14 protein-coding genes are annotated in these 17,978 nt (G+C 35.6%); 11 read left to right on the top strand and 3 right to left on the bottom strand.

The features are described 5' to 3' along the window. The first annotated feature begins 43 nt into the window (after window positions 1-43). The 5 genes from C8J95_RS14205 to C8J95_RS14230 all read left to right on the top strand — a co-directional run bounded on the left by C8J95_RS14205 (window position 44) and on the right by C8J95_RS14230 (window position 4,884). Window positions 44-1,150 carry an acyltransferase gene (locus tag C8J95_RS14205; protein WP_107809048.1) on the top strand — a complete coding sequence of 369 codons (1,107 nt, stop codon included), beginning with the start codon at window positions 44-46 and terminating at the stop codon, window positions 1,148-1,150. Window positions 1,151-1,197: 47 nt separating this feature from the next. After that, the gene (locus tag C8J95_RS14210; RefSeq protein ID WP_107809047.1) at window positions 1,198-1,752 is read left to right on the top strand and encodes a sigma-70 family RNA polymerase sigma factor; all 555 of its coding nucleotides are present in this window, start codon (window positions 1,198-1,200) and stop codon (window positions 1,750-1,752) included. A gap of 358 nt (window positions 1,753-2,110) precedes the next feature. Beyond that, a complete protein-coding gene (locus C8J95_RS14220) occupies window positions 2,111-2,566 on the top strand; it encodes a DUF417 family protein (RefSeq protein WP_107809045.1) in 456 nt (151 codons plus the stop codon). Next, window positions 2,563-3,639, top strand: a complete 1,077-nt coding sequence (msrB, locus tag C8J95_RS14225) for a peptide-methionine (R)-S-oxide reductase MsrB (RefSeq protein WP_107809044.1) — start codon at window positions 2,563-2,565, stop codon at window positions 3,637-3,639. The genes C8J95_RS14220 and msrB overlap by 4 nt, the downstream gene beginning before the upstream one ends. Window positions 3,640-3,663: 24 nt before the next feature. After that, window positions 3,664-4,884 carry a spondin domain-containing protein gene (locus C8J95_RS14230; RefSeq protein ID WP_107809043.1) on the top strand — a complete coding sequence of 407 codons (1,221 nt, stop codon included), beginning with the start codon at window positions 3,664-3,666 and terminating at the stop codon, window positions 4,882-4,884. A gap of 92 nt (window positions 4,885-4,976) precedes the next feature. Here C8J95_RS14230 and C8J95_RS14235 read toward each other — a convergent pair whose 3' ends face one another. The 3 genes from C8J95_RS14235 to C8J95_RS14240 are packed head-to-tail and all read right to left on the bottom strand — an operon-like array spanning window position 4,977 to window position 8,509. Next, the gene (locus C8J95_RS14235; RefSeq protein WP_107809042.1) at window positions 4,977-7,175 is read right to left on the bottom strand and encodes a TonB-dependent siderophore receptor; all 2,199 of its coding nucleotides are present in this window, start codon (window positions 7,173-7,175) and stop codon (window positions 4,977-4,979) included. A 31-nt stretch (window positions 7,176-7,206) separates the two neighbouring features. Then, the gene (locus C8J95_RS18790) at window positions 7,207-7,377 is read right to left on the bottom strand and encodes a hypothetical protein (RefSeq protein WP_185124613.1); all 171 of its coding nucleotides are present in this window, start codon (window positions 7,375-7,377) and stop codon (window positions 7,207-7,209) included. Between the two features lie 4 nt (window positions 7,378-7,381). Beyond that, window positions 7,382-8,509, bottom strand: coding sequence for a PepSY domain-containing protein (locus C8J95_RS14240; RefSeq protein ID WP_107809041.1), 1,128 nt, complete (start codon window positions 8,507-8,509; stop codon window positions 7,382-7,384). A 196-nt stretch (window positions 8,510-8,705) separates the two neighbouring features. On the opposite strand from C8J95_RS14240, the gene C8J95_RS14245 reads away from it, so the two are divergent. The 6 genes from C8J95_RS14245 (at window position 8,706) to C8J95_RS14275 (ending at window position 17,506) form a co-directional block, all read left to right on the top strand. Next, complete coding sequence (locus C8J95_RS14245) at window positions 8,706-9,398, top strand: hypothetical protein (protein ID WP_255412821.1); 693 nt, start codon at window positions 8,706-8,708, stop codon at window positions 9,396-9,398. Between the two features lie 247 nt (window positions 9,399-9,645). Then, window positions 9,646-10,146 (top strand): M15 family metallopeptidase, encoded by a 501-nt coding sequence (locus C8J95_RS14250; protein WP_107809039.1) that lies wholly within the window; start codon window positions 9,646-9,648, stop codon window positions 10,144-10,146. 222 nt (window positions 10,147-10,368) lie between these two features. Next, window positions 10,369-11,409, top strand: a complete 1,041-nt coding sequence (locus C8J95_RS14260) for a patatin-like phospholipase family protein (protein ID WP_078403627.1) — start codon at window positions 10,369-10,371, stop codon at window positions 11,407-11,409. A gap of 260 nt (window positions 11,410-11,669) precedes the next feature. After that, a complete protein-coding gene (locus C8J95_RS14265) occupies window positions 11,670-12,881 on the top strand; it encodes a hypothetical protein (protein ID WP_185124612.1) in 1,212 nt (403 codons plus the stop codon). Window positions 12,882-12,886: 5 nt separating this feature from the next. Beyond that, window positions 12,887-13,771 carry a hypothetical protein gene (locus C8J95_RS14270; RefSeq protein ID WP_107809037.1) on the top strand — a complete coding sequence of 295 codons (885 nt, stop codon included), beginning with the start codon at window positions 12,887-12,889 and terminating at the stop codon, window positions 13,769-13,771. Window positions 13,772-14,059: 288 nt separating this feature from the next. Further along, window positions 14,060-17,506, top strand: a complete 3,447-nt coding sequence (locus C8J95_RS14275; RefSeq protein WP_107809036.1) for a hypothetical protein — start codon at window positions 14,060-14,062, stop codon at window positions 17,504-17,506. Window positions 17,507-17,978 lie beyond the last annotated feature (472 nt).

The following is a 17,978-nucleotide window of genomic DNA, read 5'->3' on the forward strand; positions in this document are numbered from 1 at the left end:
ACAAAATTCTGTCTTCTATTTCTAAATCTTTGCTAAAAAAACAATGAATACACCATCTGAAAGATTAAACGGACTAGATCATCTGCGGGCATCAGCCATTATACTTGTGCTTATGTATCATTACCGGGCCTTTAGTCATCCTGCCTGGATAGACACTATTGGAAGATTTGGCTGGATTGGGGTCGATCTATTCTTTGTCCTTAGTGGTTTTCTTATATCCGGTCAGCTATTCGACAGCATAAAAAAATACAAAAGCATTCCTATCCGGTCATTTTTTATCAAACGTTTTTTCAGAATTATTCCGCCATATTTTTTCACACTGTTTCTTTATTTCTGCATCCCTTTTTTCAGAGAAAGAGAAGCATTATCACCTTTATGGAAGTTTGTTACTTTCACTCAGAATTATGGACTGGACGTTATTAACCATGGTACCTTTTCACATGCGTGGTCTTTGTGTATCGAAGAACAGTTTTATTTATTCCTGCCTTTCTCTCTTTTACTGTTAATAAAAACCAAGAAACTATCGTGGATAATGTGGCTTGCTCCGCTTCTGATCATTATTTCAATTATTCTTCGTTTTATAGCATGGGATGAATACATTATTCCACATCTCAATTCTGATAAATTCTGGCTAGAGTGGTATATGAAAATTTATTATCCCACTTATACCCGACTGGACAGCTTGGCAATAGGTGTACTTATTGGTTATTTTTATCATCATTCAACTACATTCAAAAGATTTATCCATTCAAACGGAAACATTCTTTTCTTTAGCGGGGTCATTATTCTCGGCCTCTCACTTTGGCTTTGCAATGATCAGACTTCCATGCATGCTTCCATTTTTGGTTTTACAGCTGTAGCTATTAGTTTTGGTATCATTCTACTATCAGCAATTTCGGAATCTTCGTTTCTTTACCGTTCTCATTCATGGATTACAGTTCAGCTTGCCAGCCTGTCTTATGCTGTTTATCTTTCTCATAAAGGGATTATTCATATCATTCAAAATCTCACTGAAAGCTCTATAATCCCTACCTCCGGAATATTGATGCTTTTCATTTGTCTGGCAGGTTGTATCCTGACCGGACTTCTTTATCGCTATGTTATTGAAAGGCCTACATCCCGGATTAAAAATAAAATTCTGGGTAAATAATAGTATGCTCCGTTCTAATTTCACTAATTTAGAACCCGATAATTTCAATGCACACGACAAAAAAACTGGAAGAATGGATCGATATGTATGGTCAGAAGCTTTTTGACCGTGCTTTCTATTTATTGTCCAATCGGGAAGATGCCGAAGATGCAGTTCAGGAAGTTTATGTCGCAGCCTATTCAGCGATGGATGGTTTTCAGGAAAAAAGTGCTCCGCTTACATGGCTTATGGGAATTTTACACCATAAAATCACAGACCTCTACAGGAAGAAGTATAAAGGAAATCCACAGGTAAGCTTTGATCATTTTTTTGACAATCATGAATTCTGGAAAGATCCCGACGGTGTTCTCCTGCAATGGGATATGAATGAAACTTCACTGTTGGATAATGAAGCCTTTAATGCCTATCTGAAAAAATGTCTGGAAGAATTGCCAGACAGATGGCTTACATTGGTAAAGCTTACTTATCTACAGGAAAAAAAATCAACAGAAATTTGTCAGGAAACCAATGTTTCTCCGACTAATTATTGGAAAATATTACAACGCAGCCGACTCCAGCTTCGGGAGTGTTTACAATTTAACTGGTTCGGAAAAGGAAAATGAGCACCTTAAAGAAAATATTACATGTTCTGATACTGCCCTGCAGTAAAGCAACTTTTTTAATTGAAAAAAGGATGCATTCGCCATTGACTTTTTCTGAAAAAACTCAGTTGAATGCTCATTTATTTTTATGCAAATGGTGTATGGTTTATGAGAAAAAAGCACAGTTTCTTCATGTGGCACTCCGCAATATGATCAGAAAAAAAGAATCTGAAGCAGAAATTTATACCATTGACAATAAACAACTTAAAGAAGAAGTACTAAAAAAAATAAAAAAATAATTACTTTCTGCTGTCAGGATTTTGTTTTTCTGCCGACTATAGTTCCAAAAGGAATATAAACCGCAAAAAACACAACGAATATGCTGACCAAAGTACCTTCTTCACCTAACCGCAATTTTTTAACTGGTTATTACATCTCACTCTACGGAGTAGCACTTGTCTTATTATGGATAGGAATTTTCAAATTCACTCCTACTGAAGCCGCTGCTATAAAACCATTAGTAGAGAATCATCCGTTAATGGGATGGCTATACCATATATTCAGCATTCGGGGAGTTTCCAACCTCATCGGTATTGTCGAAATTCTGACAGCGCTGGCAATTCTATTTGCTCCTTACAGACATTTTTTCAGATTAATTGCTTCTGCAGGAATACTGATCACGTTCATTACCACCCTTAGCTTTCTGTTTACAACTCCGGGAACGTGGAGGATTGTAGACGGAATTCCGGTAACTGACTTTTTTATCCTGAAAGACCTTGTTTCTCTAGGATTCGGACTTATGATTTTACAATTCCCAATATACACATCAAAATGAAAAAAATAGCAATAGGTTTCCTGATCCTTATAACAGGATTTATATTACTCATCAGCTGGAAACAGGACAAACCAGCTCTAAAAGCTAAAACAACAGTTGATCCCAAAATGCCCTCGGCTGACATTTATTTTGCCGGAGGTTGCTTCTGGGGAACCGAACATTTCTTTAAACAGGTAAGAGGTGTAACAGCTACTGAAACAGGCTACGCCAATGGAAACATAAATAATCCCAATTATAAAACAGTTTCGTCGGATGACACCGGATTTGCAGAAACAGTAAAGGTAACCTACAACCCGGATATTATCAGTCTGGATCTGTTAATAGAATTATACTTCAAAACAATAGACCCTACCAGTATGAATAAGCAGGGAAATGATATGGGTACACGTTACAGAACGGGAATCTATTACAACAATAAAAATGACTTATCCACAATACAGTCTGATGTTAATAAATTATCAAAAGCCTATAAAAAACCTGTTGTTGTAGAAGTAAAGCCACTGAAAAATTTCTATAAAGCGGAAGATTACCATCAGGATTATCTGGGGAAAAATCCCGGCGGCTATTGCCATATAGAGCCCGGATTATTTGAATTGGCACGAAAAGCCAATCCTCCTCATAGCTATCAGAAGCCGGATGACAAAACACTACGCAATAAGCTAACGGCCGAGCAATATGAAGTAACCCAGCACAATGCAACAGAGCGGGCATTCAAAAACCAGTACTGGAATGAGTTCCGGGAAGGAATTTATGTAGACATTACCACCGGAGAACCTTTGTTTGTTTCCACAGACAAATATGAATCCGGTTGTGGCTGGCCAAGTTTTTCGCGCCCCATTAGTGAGGCTCTTGTTCAGGAAAAAACAGATAATTCTCATGGAATGGAACGTACTGAGGTAAGAAGCAAAACCGGAAATGCACACTTAGGCCACGTCTTCAATGATGGTCCTCAGGACAAAGGCGGCCTAAGATACTGCATCAACAGTGCATCATTAAAATTTGTTCCGAAAAGTGAAATGGAAAAACAAGGGTATGGAAAATACCTTTCATTAATAAAACCAATAAAAAAATAAGCACAAACCAAAAACAACACTGCTATGAAAAAAGTATTTCTATCAGCCATTTTAATGGCCAGTACAGCGGGAATATTATCTTCCTGCAACGATAGTACCAACGACATTACACCTCAGCCACAGCAAGGTACATTCACCGTGGAAAATGTAGTACAGACCAAGGATTTTGTACAAAGTGGTGATTTCCGGGGAGTAGGAAGCGCAACAGTACAATTACCAGTTGTACTTCCGGGACAAAGCATCAGCTTTAAATTCAATGCAGGAAAAGGCCAGCGACTAATGTTTACAACGATGTATGGTGCTTCCAAAGACTGGTTCTTTGCTCCTGAAAATCCTGGAATAAAGCTGTATAACGACAACGGAACTCCTGTAACCGGAGATATTTCTGCACAGATCAAACTTTGGGATAATGGCAGCAAAGATAATATTACCGGAAATCCGGAATCTAACCCTATTGCGATGGTTCCGAATGTTGATGCCTCTAAACTGATGAAACTTAATCTGACTTATGACGACACAGCATCTGAATTCACCCTTAGCATTACCAATACTTCGGGAGGTACCATGAATGAGACTCCTTTCTCTCCGGGTGTTTGGGCTGTATCCAATATATTAGGCGGAAAGTTATTAAATGAAATGCCTTTCTATAAGGCCGGAGAGAAATCCAATCCTGAAATTACAGCTATTGCTGAAAGCGGAAACAATACTTCTCTGGCAGCCAAAACAAAGAGCAATACCGGAATTATTACAGGACTTTCGCCTGTCTTGGTTGTGGTTTACAAAGGAGATACAAATCCCATATATAAGGTTGGAGCAAAGGATATGGGAATGGGATTAAAAGATATTGCCCAGAAAGGTGATGCTACAAAACTAAAAGATGCTTTAACCAGACCCGGTGTCAGTGTTTATATATTAGGAAGTGCTCCTATAGCTCCTGGTGCAAAAGTTTCTGCGAATATTACCACAACTCCCGGAGATAAAATTGCCTATGTAACAATGTTTGGCTATTCAAATGACTGGTTCTATGCTAATGAAAGCGAAGTTACAGCAAATACAAAAGGAGATCTAACTGCGAAGACTGCATTATTCGATGACGGAACGGGTGTAGATCAGTATCCGGGTGCGGGAAATAAGCAAGCTTTATTTGGCGGTACTCCTGCTCCTGAGGATAAAAATATTATGAAAGTTGATAACACTTATCCAGTACCGCAGGTTTCTTCTGTACTGAAAGTAACTTATCAGTAATTCATATATCAAAATCTAAAAAAATCCGGCCGTATATAGCAGCCGGATTTTTGATATTTACAATTATTAATCTTTGAATCGGATAACTCTTCTTAGAATTTATAAGTAATACTTCCCAATACATTTGCCAGCTTCTGAGGGTTGGCTGTAGTATAACCAATCCAATAATGCTGATTGGTAAAATTATCAACTTTTACACCTATTCTGAATTTCTTGGTATCGTAGTATGCATTAGCATTCATCACAAAATACTTAGGCAGTATAAAACTTCCTTGTGCTGTATTTACTATTTTGTTATCACTTGCATAATTTCCGCCAATTCCAAATCCTAATCCTTTAAATTGACCATCTACAAACTGATAACTTGCATTGAAATTTGCTAACCAGGGTGAAGATGCTGTCTCGGGTCTGAAACCAGCATTTTCTCCGCTTGTAAAGCTCATGTCATTGTAACTAACCCCGGCTATTAATGAAAAGCCCTTAACAAGATATGCGTTAATTTCTGCTTCAAATCCACGGCTTGTTAATTTTCCGGCCTGATTCTGAACTGCCTGTCCTCCAACGGTCAGTTCTCTGGTAGTCATTAGTGTATTTTTAACTTTAATATCGTAATAGCTTAACGTTGCTGTTATTTTCCCTTTTAATAGATTAGCTTTTAAACCTCCTTCAAACTGATTAGCTTTCTCAGGATCGGAAAGCGCAACATCACCTGCTTTATTGTAAATATAGTATCCATTACTTTTGAAACTATTCTGATAATTTCCGAATACAGAAAACTGATCTTTTATAACTTCATATACCAATCCGAACTTCGGTGACCATGCAGATTGCGAATAGGCTGCAACAGCTGCCTGCCCCCTTTTCCCACCATTGAATTGATTGCTTTCATAGCGAACAGATGCCAAAACATTAAGCCCTTCTACCGGAGTCAATACATTGGAGATATAACCACTATAAGTATTGAGAACTCCCGAAGATGGCCATGTATTATTTGCATTGAAATCATACCCTGGTCTATTTCTTAGTTCATTATATTTCGCCCCAAGTGTTTTATCATTCAGTGTAGAATAATCTCCTCCTCTGAAAGGTACCCAATCGACAACTCCTATAAACACGAACATCTGATTATCATTTGTTCTCATATAGTCAAATCCAGCGACTGTACGGTTTCTCATACTGCCGAATTTATAATCGAAATTAAAATTCTGCTGGATCTGAAAGAATTTTTTTGTACTATTAATTGTAGACTGATCTGCTCTAACAACACCTAATTCTGAATCTGTAGCAACTCCCGTTGCCGTGGATTTAGGAGCCATATAGAAATACGGATTAAACCCATCTGAATAAGAATAAGAATTACTGATATTGGTAGATGATCGGATATTATCATTAATTTTCACATTTACCTGTCCAAATAAATTTCTTACTCTTGCCGTAGTATAAAGACCAGAACCCATGTAAGAATTTTTATAATCCAGTCCAAGTTTTTCCACATCTTTCATATTTTTCCCTAAAGCCGGAGAAAGATAGAAAAATACCTGTTCCGGAGCTGCTCTGGTTTCAAAGCCTTCATATTCCAGGTTAATATCCAGAACATCATTTATTTTATAACGAAGTGAAGGTGTAAAAGCAAAATAGGTATTTCTGGCATTTTTGTTCTGGAATGTTCCTTCTGTTGTGTAGGCCGTATTTACACGAAACATCAGTCTTTTGTCTTTTGTCAGCGGCGTATTTACATCTGCCTGTGCTCTGTAATAATTATAACTGCCTCCAATTAATGAAACCCTTCCCTCTAATGTTTCAAAAGGTCTCTTTGTAACCCTGTTCACTACCCCTCCATAAGAGGTTACATTACTTCCGAATAAAGTAGCAGAAGGACCTTTTAAAACTTCTACTTTTTCTAAATTTATGGCGTCCATAGACGTAGTAACCGGCCCAACCAAACCATTTCTCATAGAGTTAGAAGAAATGAATCCTCTCAAGTTAACGTATGCACCTCCGTCTCCTGCTCTATTATTGGCACTCCACATTCTTTGTACTCCGGTCACATTTCTAAGGGCATCATCGACTGTATAAATCAACTGATTATCCAGTACTACTTTATCTATAGAAGAATAAACCTGTGGATTTTCAATAGATTTCAGCGGCATTTTATTTACATAATCACTATCTTTTTTGATATAGGAATTGATGATTACCTCATCAATTTTCTTTGCATTAATAGTATCTTTTTCTTGTGCATAAGCAAGAACACCTGATAACAGAACTGCATTCAACAATACTTTTTTCATAATAAGCTCAGATTTTTATAATAGTTATTTCTTAAGATTTTTTATAATAATGTTTCACGATAATAATGATGGGGATAGTCAAAACGATGCAAGCGAGTACATCCCAGATTCCTTTCCCAATAAGAGCTGATATAAGCCCATAAAGAGAAAGTACAGCTAGTAAAACAGGCATTCCCCAGAGTCTGAATATTTTCTTATTCATGGTTTTAGTTTTTAGAAATGTTTTTCCAGTGTTTCTTTTCAGATTTTCTTCGGGCAATCCACAAGTAAACACCTGTGATCAATACAACAATGCTTAGAAAATCGAAAACACTCCATATTATTTTCAATGCCATTCCTCCATAATTACCAAAATGCAGGGGCTGAGATAGAAATAATGTATTCACATACCAGGGCATTGCACGCGAATCTGTGACTTTACCTGATTTGGCATCTATAAGTACCGGCATCAGCAATCTGGATGTTACTTCCGTATTGCCTTTCATAAATACTGCATAATGGTGTTTGCTGGTAAACAGTGTACCGGGATAAGCGACAATGCTCACCTTCATATCCGGAACTTTAGCTTCTGCTGTATGCACAGCCGCCTGCAAGGAACTTAGTGTACCTGTATATGGTTTTTCATTTTTATATGGAGCCGTCATTTCAGCTAACTGTCCTTGCTGCCAAAGTCCTACGATTACATCGGACATTGCATTAATTACTCCGGTTATTCCTACTACAAGCATCCAGGCCATTACAACAATTCCCAATAGGTTATGCGTATCCAGCCATTTCAGTCTTTTGGATTTATCCTTACGTACCATTCCGAAATCAAAATTCTTCATAATAGGCCCATACAGTACAATACCCGATATAATGGAAATCACAAATAAAATCCCCATAAGTCCCAGAAACAATTTGCCGGGGATTCCTGCAAAAAGGTCCACATGAAGATGTCGGACAATACTCATAAAACCTTCATCTTTAGGCTGTCCCAGAACCTCTCCGGTATATTCATTTAGTATCAAAAACTTACTTTGTTCAGGTGGTGAATCCGGACTTTTTACCACATCAAATAATACCTGATTCGGATGATCATTCTGATCCCAAAATGCATAACGCGCATGTTCCCCGGGATATTTGGCTTCAGCTATTTTCGCCAGTTTATCAAGATTTATCTTCTGAGTTCCGGGTGGAATAACAGCCTCTTTATGCTCTGTTAAATATTCATCGATCTCTTCATGGAATATAAGAGGTAATCCCGTTATACAAAGTAACAGGAGGAATAATGTGCAAATTAAACTGGTCCATTTGTGCCATTTGAACCAGCGCTTTGCCGTTTTAAGCTTCATCAAGATTTTTTTGCAAATTTATTATTTTAAATTATTCTAAATTAATATATATGTTTAAAATCATGTTTTTTCTTCAAACAATTCCAACGATACTTTTCACTTATATGTGATTTTATTCGATTACTGTAACTTTTCATCAATGAAACCGTCCTATTCATAAATATCTTTAAACTATAGTATCATGACAGAAAAATCAATGAAAAGGAAATTAAATTTTCTAACTACTTATGTAATAGTTAGCTCACTGGCATTTACTATTTTCATACTCAGTGGCTTCAGAGACAAAGAGAAAAAAGAAAACTTCGATGAACTAACCGTAAAGAAAATCAATGTAGTAAGCGAAAAGGGAGATCTGCGTATGGTGATTAGTAATGAACATCGCCAGCATCCGGGAATTGTGAATGGCGAAAAGCTTCCGGACAGGGAACGATCTTCAGGGATTATTTTCTTCAACTCTTCGGGTGACGAATGTGGAGGTCTGGTGTATGATGGGAATGAAAAAGATGCCGGAATGGTATTCTCTGTGGATAAGTTTAGAGATGATCAGATTATGCAGCTTCAGTATATGGAAAATACTAAGAGTTATGAACGGAAATACGGATTACAGATCTGGGATTATCCGAAAGAAAAAACATTCAGTGAAAGAATGAAGAGATTCATCGAACTGGATAAGCTAAAAAATAAAGAAGAGCAGAAACTAGCTCTAAAGAAAATGAAAGCAGACAGCCTTCTAATGGAAGACCGTCTTTTCATCGGTAAAAATTTCAACAAAGATGTTGGCTTGTTTATAAAAGACCAGAAAGGAAAACCAAGAATAAAAATATATGTTGATAAAGATAATGAAGCCAAAATAGAACTTCTTGGTGAAGACGGAAAACCTGTTAAATAATACAATAACCAACCTTGTCAAGGTTAAATTCTGAAAGAGATTTATCAACATAAATTTCAGATCAGAACCTATAAGAGTTAGAATATATTCTATATATCAATTTAGAATCAACTCTTATCTTAATTTAAAAACCCGCTGAATAATTATTCAGCGGGTTTTTTTATAAAAATTAAAGATAAAATATAATGCGACAAGTTTTGACGCCACCCCCGATTACATTTGCTCCATAACCAAAACGACCAAAATTATGGACAAGATTACACAAACACACATCGGAAAACTTCACCCCGCAATAAGGGAGGAGGTAATGCAGATTATCAGGGATTGCGATACTGCATTGACCGGCAGGGCAAAAATAAGAATTACACAAGGCCTCAGAACTCATGCAGAACAAGCCAAATTATATGCACAAGGCAGAACTACACCGGGACTAAAAGTAACGAATGCAAGACCAGGGCAAAGTATTCACAATTATGGTCTGGCAGTGGATATCTGTTTGATTATTGACGGTAAAACAGCGAGCTGGGATATTGCAAAGGATTGGGATGGCGACCGTGTTGCCGACTGGCAGGAATGTGTAAAGATTTTCACCCGCTATGGCTGGGAATGGGGAGGCAACTGGAAAACTTTTAAAGATTATCCACATTTTGAAAAGAAAAATCTCCGCACCAGATATGGCATTATTTCCACAGACTGGAAAGTACTTTCTAAAATGCCTAAAGATAAATCGGGATACATCCTTATTTAATTTATTCAATAGCTAAGGCATAAAATACAAAGACTCTCTCCTGCTTCCCGCACAAAAAAAGTTTTATCATCAGATAAAGACTCAATGTATGATCAGAAAAAACACTGATTTTTTCATCATGCATTATATTCTGCGAATTCATGAATGACTTCGCATTTAAACTCATGAAACCAGACAGCGTTTCATACACCAATTTTTAGAACAAACATCAAACAAAACATTATGAAAAAGATTTGTATCCTCTCCCTTGACGGGGGAGGCATAAGGGGAATTATCTCCTGTATTATCCTCAGATATATCGAGGAACAGCTTCAAAAGCAAGACAACTCCCAGAATAAACTGGGCGATTATTTCGATCTGGTAGCCGGCAGCAGCACCGGCGGACTGATTACATCGATTATGCTGTATCCGGATGAAAACCGGAAAGCACGATATTCCATACAGAAAGGGTTGGAACTGTATTCAGAAAGAGGAGAAGATATCTTTCAGGTTTCTTTTTTTAAACGTCTTATCAACCCTTTTGGATTGTTTAATGAAAAGATCTCGCAGGAAGCATTGGAAAAAAATCTCAATGACTTTTTCGGAAAACTAGAATTAAAAGAGCTGATAAAACCTTGTCTCATTACCAGTTATGATATAGAAAACAGAAGGGCAAAGCTTTTTAACTCTGCCGATGCTGGTATTAGTACAGATAACTTTCTGGTGAAGGATATCTGCCGTGCTACTTCTGCGGCTCCTACATATTTTAGCCCGGCAAGAATTCAGTCTCAATACGGACAGAATTTCAGTCTTATTGATGGCGGCGTTTATGCCAACAATCCGGCTTTATGTGCTTATGCCGAAGCCCGAAAAATGCCATTCGGTCAAATTTTTAAAACCGATCAAAAGCCAGATTATCCTACAGTAAATGATATGATGATTATTTCCATCGGAACAGGATCCGAAGCTAAATCTTATCCATTCAAGAAAATGGAAAATGCAGGAAAACTGGCATGGATAGGACCTTTAATTGACATTCTTCTTTCTGCCAATGCGGAAACTGTAGATTATCAGCTTTCCCAAATGTTTCAGACACTTGGAAGCCGCAATCAGAAAAACTACTACCGAATCAATCCTTCTCTGAAAAACGCGTCTCCATCTATGGACAATGTAAGGGAAGAAAATATTGAAAATCTTATTCAGGCAGGTCTGGCTTACATCGACGAAAACAAAGAAATGCTAAATCAGATTGTACAGAAACTTATCCGGAATAAAGCCGGATAATGACTAATGGTTGTCGGTTATCGATGAGTTGAAAATTACACTTTACTCTCGGTAACTGGCTAACCTTAGCTCTATGCTCTGATAAATCAGGCAATTTTCCCAAAAACAAAAAAAGCAAGAAACTTTTTTTAATGCGTCAAGTTCTGTCGCCATGAGCCAGGATCTTTGTCCTGTTGGTTGACAACTGAGGACTGAGGACCACAACTCGTCCTAAAGAACAATTACAAAAAATCAATTACTAACCTTAAAAATAAAATATTATGAAAAAACTAAGTACACTACTACTCACACTTCCCGGTTTTTACTTTGCCCAGTTAGCTTCTGGAATTGCTATACATGATACCCGAAGCACAGATAGTCCACCTTCTGAATACCGACATCAAATACAAGGAGATTTCAAATACAGAAGTACTGTAGGTGTCCCGGGAGAAGGTTTATATTCCGGAATGCTAACTATTGCTCCTTGGGGGGATAATAGTGGAGATAAACATCATCAACTTAATTTCAACAACGGAGGTATTTTCTATAGAGCCGGCCTTCCGGAAGGACAATGGGAAGGATGGAAGCAATTGTTAACTACTAATTCTAATGGAAACGTTGGTATTGGCACCACTAATCCATCAACTAATTTAGAAATTGCATCACCCAATGGAGCCACTCTTTCATTAACCACAGATAAAACCAGCGCAAAGCAAGAAAATCCATTATATCCAAAAATTGATTTCTTAGGCTATGCCAACTGGCCAAAAGCAAGAATAGCCGCTACTGAGCAATCATATGACACACATGGCTCAAAGCTCTCATTTTTTGTCAATGATGGTACTGGTGCTACAAGTCTAAAAGAAATGATGACTATTAATCAGGACAGCAAGGTTGGGATTGGAACAGCCAGTCCATCTACAAAACTTGATGTTTCAGGGATAATCCGAAGTTCTATTGCTAATGATGAGGGCGGAACTATAGATATACATAACTCGACTAAAATTGGTTCAAATGCCTATGTATGGAGAATTTATAATATGACGGGAAACTATGGCAACTCTTTACAATTTTGGACTTACTCATTGGATGGTAATAATAATAGTGCTAAGCTTAAACTCAATGACAATGGAGACATTGCCATGTATGGCAAACTCGAAGCCAAGGAAATTAAAGTTACCACTACCCCAACAGCTGATTTTGTTTTTGAAGATTCGTATCAACTTCCCGATCTGGAAAGTGTGGAAAAACACATTAAAGAAAAGAAACATTTACCTGAAATAGCTTCTGCAGCGGAAATGCAGAAAGAAGGTATAAACATCGGCGATTTTCAGATTAAACTTTTACAGAAAATTGAAGAACTGACGCTTTATTCTATTGAGCAAAACAAACTGAATAAAGAACAATCGGAATTACTTCGTCAGCAAATCCAGTTGAATAAAATGCTGGAAGAGCGCCTTCAAAATATCGAAAACAATAACCAAAAAAATTAATAATCATGAGAAATAGCATATACATATTTTTTTTACTTTTTACAGTTTCATTGAATGCACAAACATTCCAGCAAAAAGATTTTGGTGTCAACTTCCCTCATCAACAATCCAACCAAGCTGTAGACATATTATTGGGAAACAACTTTATCAATGGCTGGATCGAAGTTGATATAACAGGATCTTATGCAAATCAAAATAGTACAGGGATAGTTAAAAAATTATTTCAGATCGGCATAAACCCCAATAATGATAAGTGGTACCCTCCTACCTCCAGAGTAGTAGAAGCAGCAGGCACTATACTCAATAATATTTACATAGGCGATATTGTATGGGATACCGTTATAAATCAGTATAAACTAACTATTTATCATACTTCCTCTAATGGAAATCCTTATAATATAAGACTAACCCATCATACTCAGGGAAACACAAACCTGAATCTTTCCACTATAAGTACCATCTATACTAATCCTTTATCTGGGATCAGAAAACATAGTGTATATTATAATGATAATGTTGGAATCGGGGTGATTGATCCACAAAATAAACTAGATGTAAACGGAACAGTGCATGCCAAGGAAGTAAAAGTAGATATGGCCGGATGGGCTGATTTTGTATTCGAGAAAGATTATAAACTTCCAACACTGGATGAGGTTGAACAGCATATCCATGAAAAGGGACATTTACCCAATATCCCAAATACCAAAGAAGTCACCGAAAATGGTTTATCACTTGGAGAAAGTCAGAAATTACTTTTACAGAAAATTGAAGAACTGACGCTTTATTCTATTGAGCAAAACAAACTGAATAAAGAGCAGTCTGAATTATTGCGTCAGCAGCAAAAGGAAATTCAGGAATTGCGAGATGAAATTAAAGTGATTAAAAAATAAAACATTTCGGATTCCCTCTCTATAAGATCCTTTAATTATTTACAAACTTTTTAGCATACCGAAAATCCGGTATGCCTGGGGGCCCTCATCCCAATATTTCAAATTCTTTGAAAATTTTTAAAACAAAAATATAATACGACAAGTTTTGACGCCACGGCGGATGACCTTTGTCCCAGAAAGGAAAATATCAAAAACAAAATGTTATGAGTCTAATGAAATATTACAACAAGGAGCCTCCGTAAATATTAGCAAGTATATCACTGATTTATTAATATTAAATATAAAAAAATGAAAAAAAATATAACAATAATGTTGACATTTGCTTGTATAGTAGTAAATGCACAGTTAAAACCTAATTATAATACACCTAATATACCCACCTCTCCTGAGGTGACTTCATTAATGAGATATGGTGCTATCCCTATTGGTTATTTTACAGGAAATATACAGCCTTCAATTCCTATATATACAATAAAGGAATCAGGAATTGAAATACCAATCAGTTTGAATTATAGTAGTTCCGGAATTAGACTATCAGATCAATCAACATGGGTAGGGTTGGGGTGGAATCTCTCCCCAGAAGGGCAAATTACTCAAGAAGTGCGAGGAAGAAATGATCAACATGAATCTTTAGATAAGATTACAACTTCAGAATATAATATTCTTTATGATAGATTTAAAAATCTTCCACCTTTGGGACAACAAAAAGTAGACAAACAAATAGGAACAAAAAATATCAATATAAGTACCAATATTGGAAATGGTGTTAATGTGTCATGTGCTGAAGACCCTCCCGGTTATCAAATAGAACCTCAAGATCCTCAAAGTGCATTATTAAGATTAGAAGAAGGTGGGGGACAACCAGATATTTATAATTTTAATTTTTTAGGACATTCTGGAGACTTTTACATTAACCCAGACACTAAAGAAGTCGTACAATTAAACAAAAAAGAAGAAGTAAAATTTGAAATTATATTTCAACCATATAGAACAATAAAGGCAACCACTTCTGATGGTTTTATTTATTATTTTGGTGCTGAAGAGGTCATTTATTATAATGGAAATCAGGCTATGGAACAGTATAATAATTACAGCTACAAATTGACAGATATTATTACTCCTTCAGGGAAAAAGATATCATTTGAATATCAGGATGCTATTTATAATAATATTTATTATACTCAAAATTTTAATTTATTAGATTATCAGAATTATGATTTCTTAGGAGGAGTTGATTTTAGTTACAGTAATCCTTCTTTTAACAATTATAAGAGTGATATAAAAATATTAAAAAGGATTACTACAGAGGATTGTATTATTACGTTTAATTTGGATGATCGAGAAGATTTTCTATCATCTGATAAAAAAGTAAAAAAATTAAGTTCTATTGATATTAGCACAAATTCTGGAAAAAAGATTAAATCATACTCTTTTGGACAGAGTTATTTTGCATATGATGAGACTTTAGGTATGCCTAAAGATAATCCAATTTATTTGTCAAATAATAAAAACGCATTTGGGAAAAGGTTAAAACTAGATAGTTTGAATGAAATATTTTATAAATCAGACGGAACAATAGATACCTCATCAACAAGGACACACAATTTTGAATATAATACTCAACGTGCTTTACCAAGTAAACTATCTTTTTCAAAAGATTTATGGGGGTTTTTCAATAATTCTCTAGGAAAGTCACTAGTACCAGATTTAGATTACTTTACAGCGGTAGGCTTCATAAAACCATTAACTCCTATTATTAGCAGTTATAAAGAGAACTCCAATAACAGATTCTCAGATAACACATTTGGAGATATTTATCTACTAAATAAAATTAAATATCCAACAGGGGGGTACACATCATTTTATTATGAGCCAAATACATTTGAAAATCAATTTATCCCTACTCAATTTGAAGTTTCATCCTCAAGAAAAAATATAAATCTTAATAATAATGGGGATGGGGGAAGTAAACCAAAAAATAATACGTATGAATTTACTATAAATAATACCACAGAAGTTAAAATTAATAATGAAATTTTCAGAGGAATACCAAATTCACCATTAGCTACAAAAGCATACACATATTATGAAATGCTTAATAATAATGCCTCTATAAAATTATATAAGGTTGAGAATAATACTGACAATTTATATAAAATATGGGATTTAAACACAATTCTAAGTAGTGCATTTGAATCTTCAAATTATGCAAGGTGGAATGAAACTCTAAACTTACCTTCAGGAAAGTACAAACTGATACTCAATATCAATAATAATATGTATGATCCATCTGATGTATATCATTTGGCAGGGGTCATATCGAATTTAGAGTATTTCCTTCCTCCTACTGCTCAAATCGCATCACAAGTTGGAGTAAGAATTAAAAGTGTAGAAAATTATGATCCAAATTCGAGTTTATTAAAAAAGATAAATTATAAATATCAGGGGGGAGTATTAAACAATAGATTTGATATAAAACAGAATTTCAGCACAGAGAACGATAATCGAACAGGTTATCAGCGTGTTCATGAAGCTGAATATTATACTATTTCTGGTGAAGATTACAATAATTTGGTTACCTATAGTAATGTGACTGAGGAGGATATTGATATCCAAATGCCAACCAAAACAAAAGGTAGTAAAACATATAGTTTTCATAACTTTGAGAATAAAAGCTACCCGTGGTTTCCAATAGTTAAAAACCCACTTAGTGGTCTACCTGTTTTAGAAACAACATATGAGAGTGGTAAATCAATTTTGTCAAAAAAAATCCAATATAAGGATATTAGTAATAATTTAACATTTATAAGTGCTCAAGCTCTTAAAATTTATGTGAATGATTCTCCTATTTTTTTAAATAAAAATAATGGAAATTGCTACCCCAAATACTATTATTATATAACCCCGCTTGTTCAGAATTTTATCAAAACTGAAACGATAAATACAGAGGAAATTTATAGTAATGGAAAAACTACAGCTGTAGATTCATATGAATATAAGAATAATGGTAATTTACTATTGCAACGTATTAATTTCGGTGATACAAGTAGTACTACTACTTATCAATACGCCCATGAAAAAGGCAATCAGTACCTTATTGATAAAAATATGATTGGAATTCCGCTTCAGACAAGCGTTACCCAGAAACAAAATGATAATGATCCGGGAAAAACAATTTCTAAATCAGAGATTTTATATCCAACCAGTCAGGCTGATGCCAATGCCAGAACCTCAGGATTAGCATTACCTGTTTCAGTATTAGGTTTTGATCTTCAAAATCCGGAAGATGCTACAAAAGCACAAACCGAGTTAACCTATGATCTGTATGACAACAAAGGAAATATTCTTCAGTACTCAGTAAAAGGAAAGCCTGTAACGGTTATCTGGGGTTATGGTCAGACACAACCTATTGCGAAAATCGAAGGTGCTGCTTACAACCAGGTTTCTGCTTATGTATCTGCTATTATTGCCGCTTCGGATGCAGATAATACACAAGGAACTGATCAGTCTGAACAGGCTTTAATCGGAGCTTTGGATCTTTTCAGAAACAATACTGCATTATCCACTTATCAGATCACTACTTATACTTATAACCCACTGATTGGTGTAACCAGTATTACCCCGCCTTCAGGAGTATGGGAGATCTACAAGTATGATTCAGCTAACAGACTGGAATCCGTAAAAGATGTAAACGGAAACTTACTGAAAGAGTATCAGTACCGATATAAGAATTAAATACGAAGTCGGAAGTTAGAATTACGAGGTACAAAATATTAAAATTAAGAGAGAAAGAAGCAGGTTGGTGCTTTCATCACCTGCCCTCTCTTTAATTAGAAGTCAGAAACTAGAGGTTAGATTTTAGAAGCTAGCCCTTATAACTGAATCTCAAACTATTCTTATTACTATCCTTTCAAAAAAACAAAAAGCTAAAACTTTTTTTAATACGTCAAGTTTTGGCGTCACCAGCAATGATCTTTGATTCAAGAAGTTATTAGATAAATAATCAAAATATAAGACTTATGAAGCATACTGTATGAGATGATCTTCTTGAAGCTCACTACAACAATAAAATAATCAGAATATTAATCAATAAAACTTTAAAAAATAAAAATATGAAAACTATAAAATATATTACAGCAATAGCTATTATGATAGCTTCATTTGGAGTTATTAAAGCTCAGAATTACAACCCTATTATTAACTACAA

Source organism: Elizabethkingia sp. YR214 (assembly GCF_003058195.1).
Taxonomy (GTDB): Bacteria; Bacteroidota; Bacteroidia; order Flavobacteriales; family Weeksellaceae; genus Elizabethkingia.

Excerpts from the sequence above, each read along its gene's own strand:
- C8J95_RS14205 (WP_107809048.1), top strand. The coding sequence starts at position 44 with ATGAATACACCATCTGAAAGATTAAACGGACTAGATCATCTGCGGGCA.
- C8J95_RS14210 (WP_107809047.1), top strand. The coding sequence starts at position 1,198 with ATGCACACGACAAAAAAACTGGAAGAATGGATCGATATGTATGGTCAG.
- C8J95_RS14220 (WP_107809045.1), top strand. The coding sequence starts at position 2,111 with ATGCTGACCAAAGTACCTTCTTCACCTAACCGCAATTTTTTAACTGGT.
- msrB (WP_107809044.1), top strand. The coding sequence starts at position 2,563 with ATGAAAAAAATAGCAATAGGTTTCCTGATCCTTATAACAGGATTTATA.
- C8J95_RS14230 (WP_107809043.1), top strand. The coding sequence starts at position 3,664 with ATGAAAAAAGTATTTCTATCAGCCATTTTAATGGCCAGTACAGCGGGA.
- C8J95_RS14235 (WP_107809042.1), bottom strand. The coding sequence starts at position 7,175 with ATGAAAAAAGTATTGTTGAATGCAGTTCTGTTATCAGGTGTTCTTGCT.
- C8J95_RS18790 (WP_185124613.1), bottom strand. The coding sequence starts at position 7,377 with ATGAATAAGAAAATATTCAGACTCTGGGGAATGCCTGTTTTACTAGCT.
- C8J95_RS14240 (WP_107809041.1), bottom strand. The coding sequence starts at position 8,509 with ATGAAGCTTAAAACGGCAAAGCGCTGGTTCAAATGGCACAAATGGACC.
- C8J95_RS14245 (WP_255412821.1), top strand. The coding sequence starts at position 8,706 with ATGAAAAGGAAATTAAATTTTCTAACTACTTATGTAATAGTTAGCTCA.
- C8J95_RS14250 (WP_107809039.1), top strand. The coding sequence starts at position 9,646 with ATGGACAAGATTACACAAACACACATCGGAAAACTTCACCCCGCAATA.
- C8J95_RS14260 (WP_078403627.1), top strand. The coding sequence starts at position 10,369 with ATGAAAAAGATTTGTATCCTCTCCCTTGACGGGGGAGGCATAAGGGGA.
- C8J95_RS14265 (WP_185124612.1), top strand. The coding sequence starts at position 11,670 with ATGAAAAAACTAAGTACACTACTACTCACACTTCCCGGTTTTTACTTT.
- C8J95_RS14270 (WP_107809037.1), top strand. The coding sequence starts at position 12,887 with ATGAGAAATAGCATATACATATTTTTTTTACTTTTTACAGTTTCATTG.
- C8J95_RS14275 (WP_107809036.1), top strand. The coding sequence starts at position 14,060 with ATGAAAAAAAATATAACAATAATGTTGACATTTGCTTGTATAGTAGTA.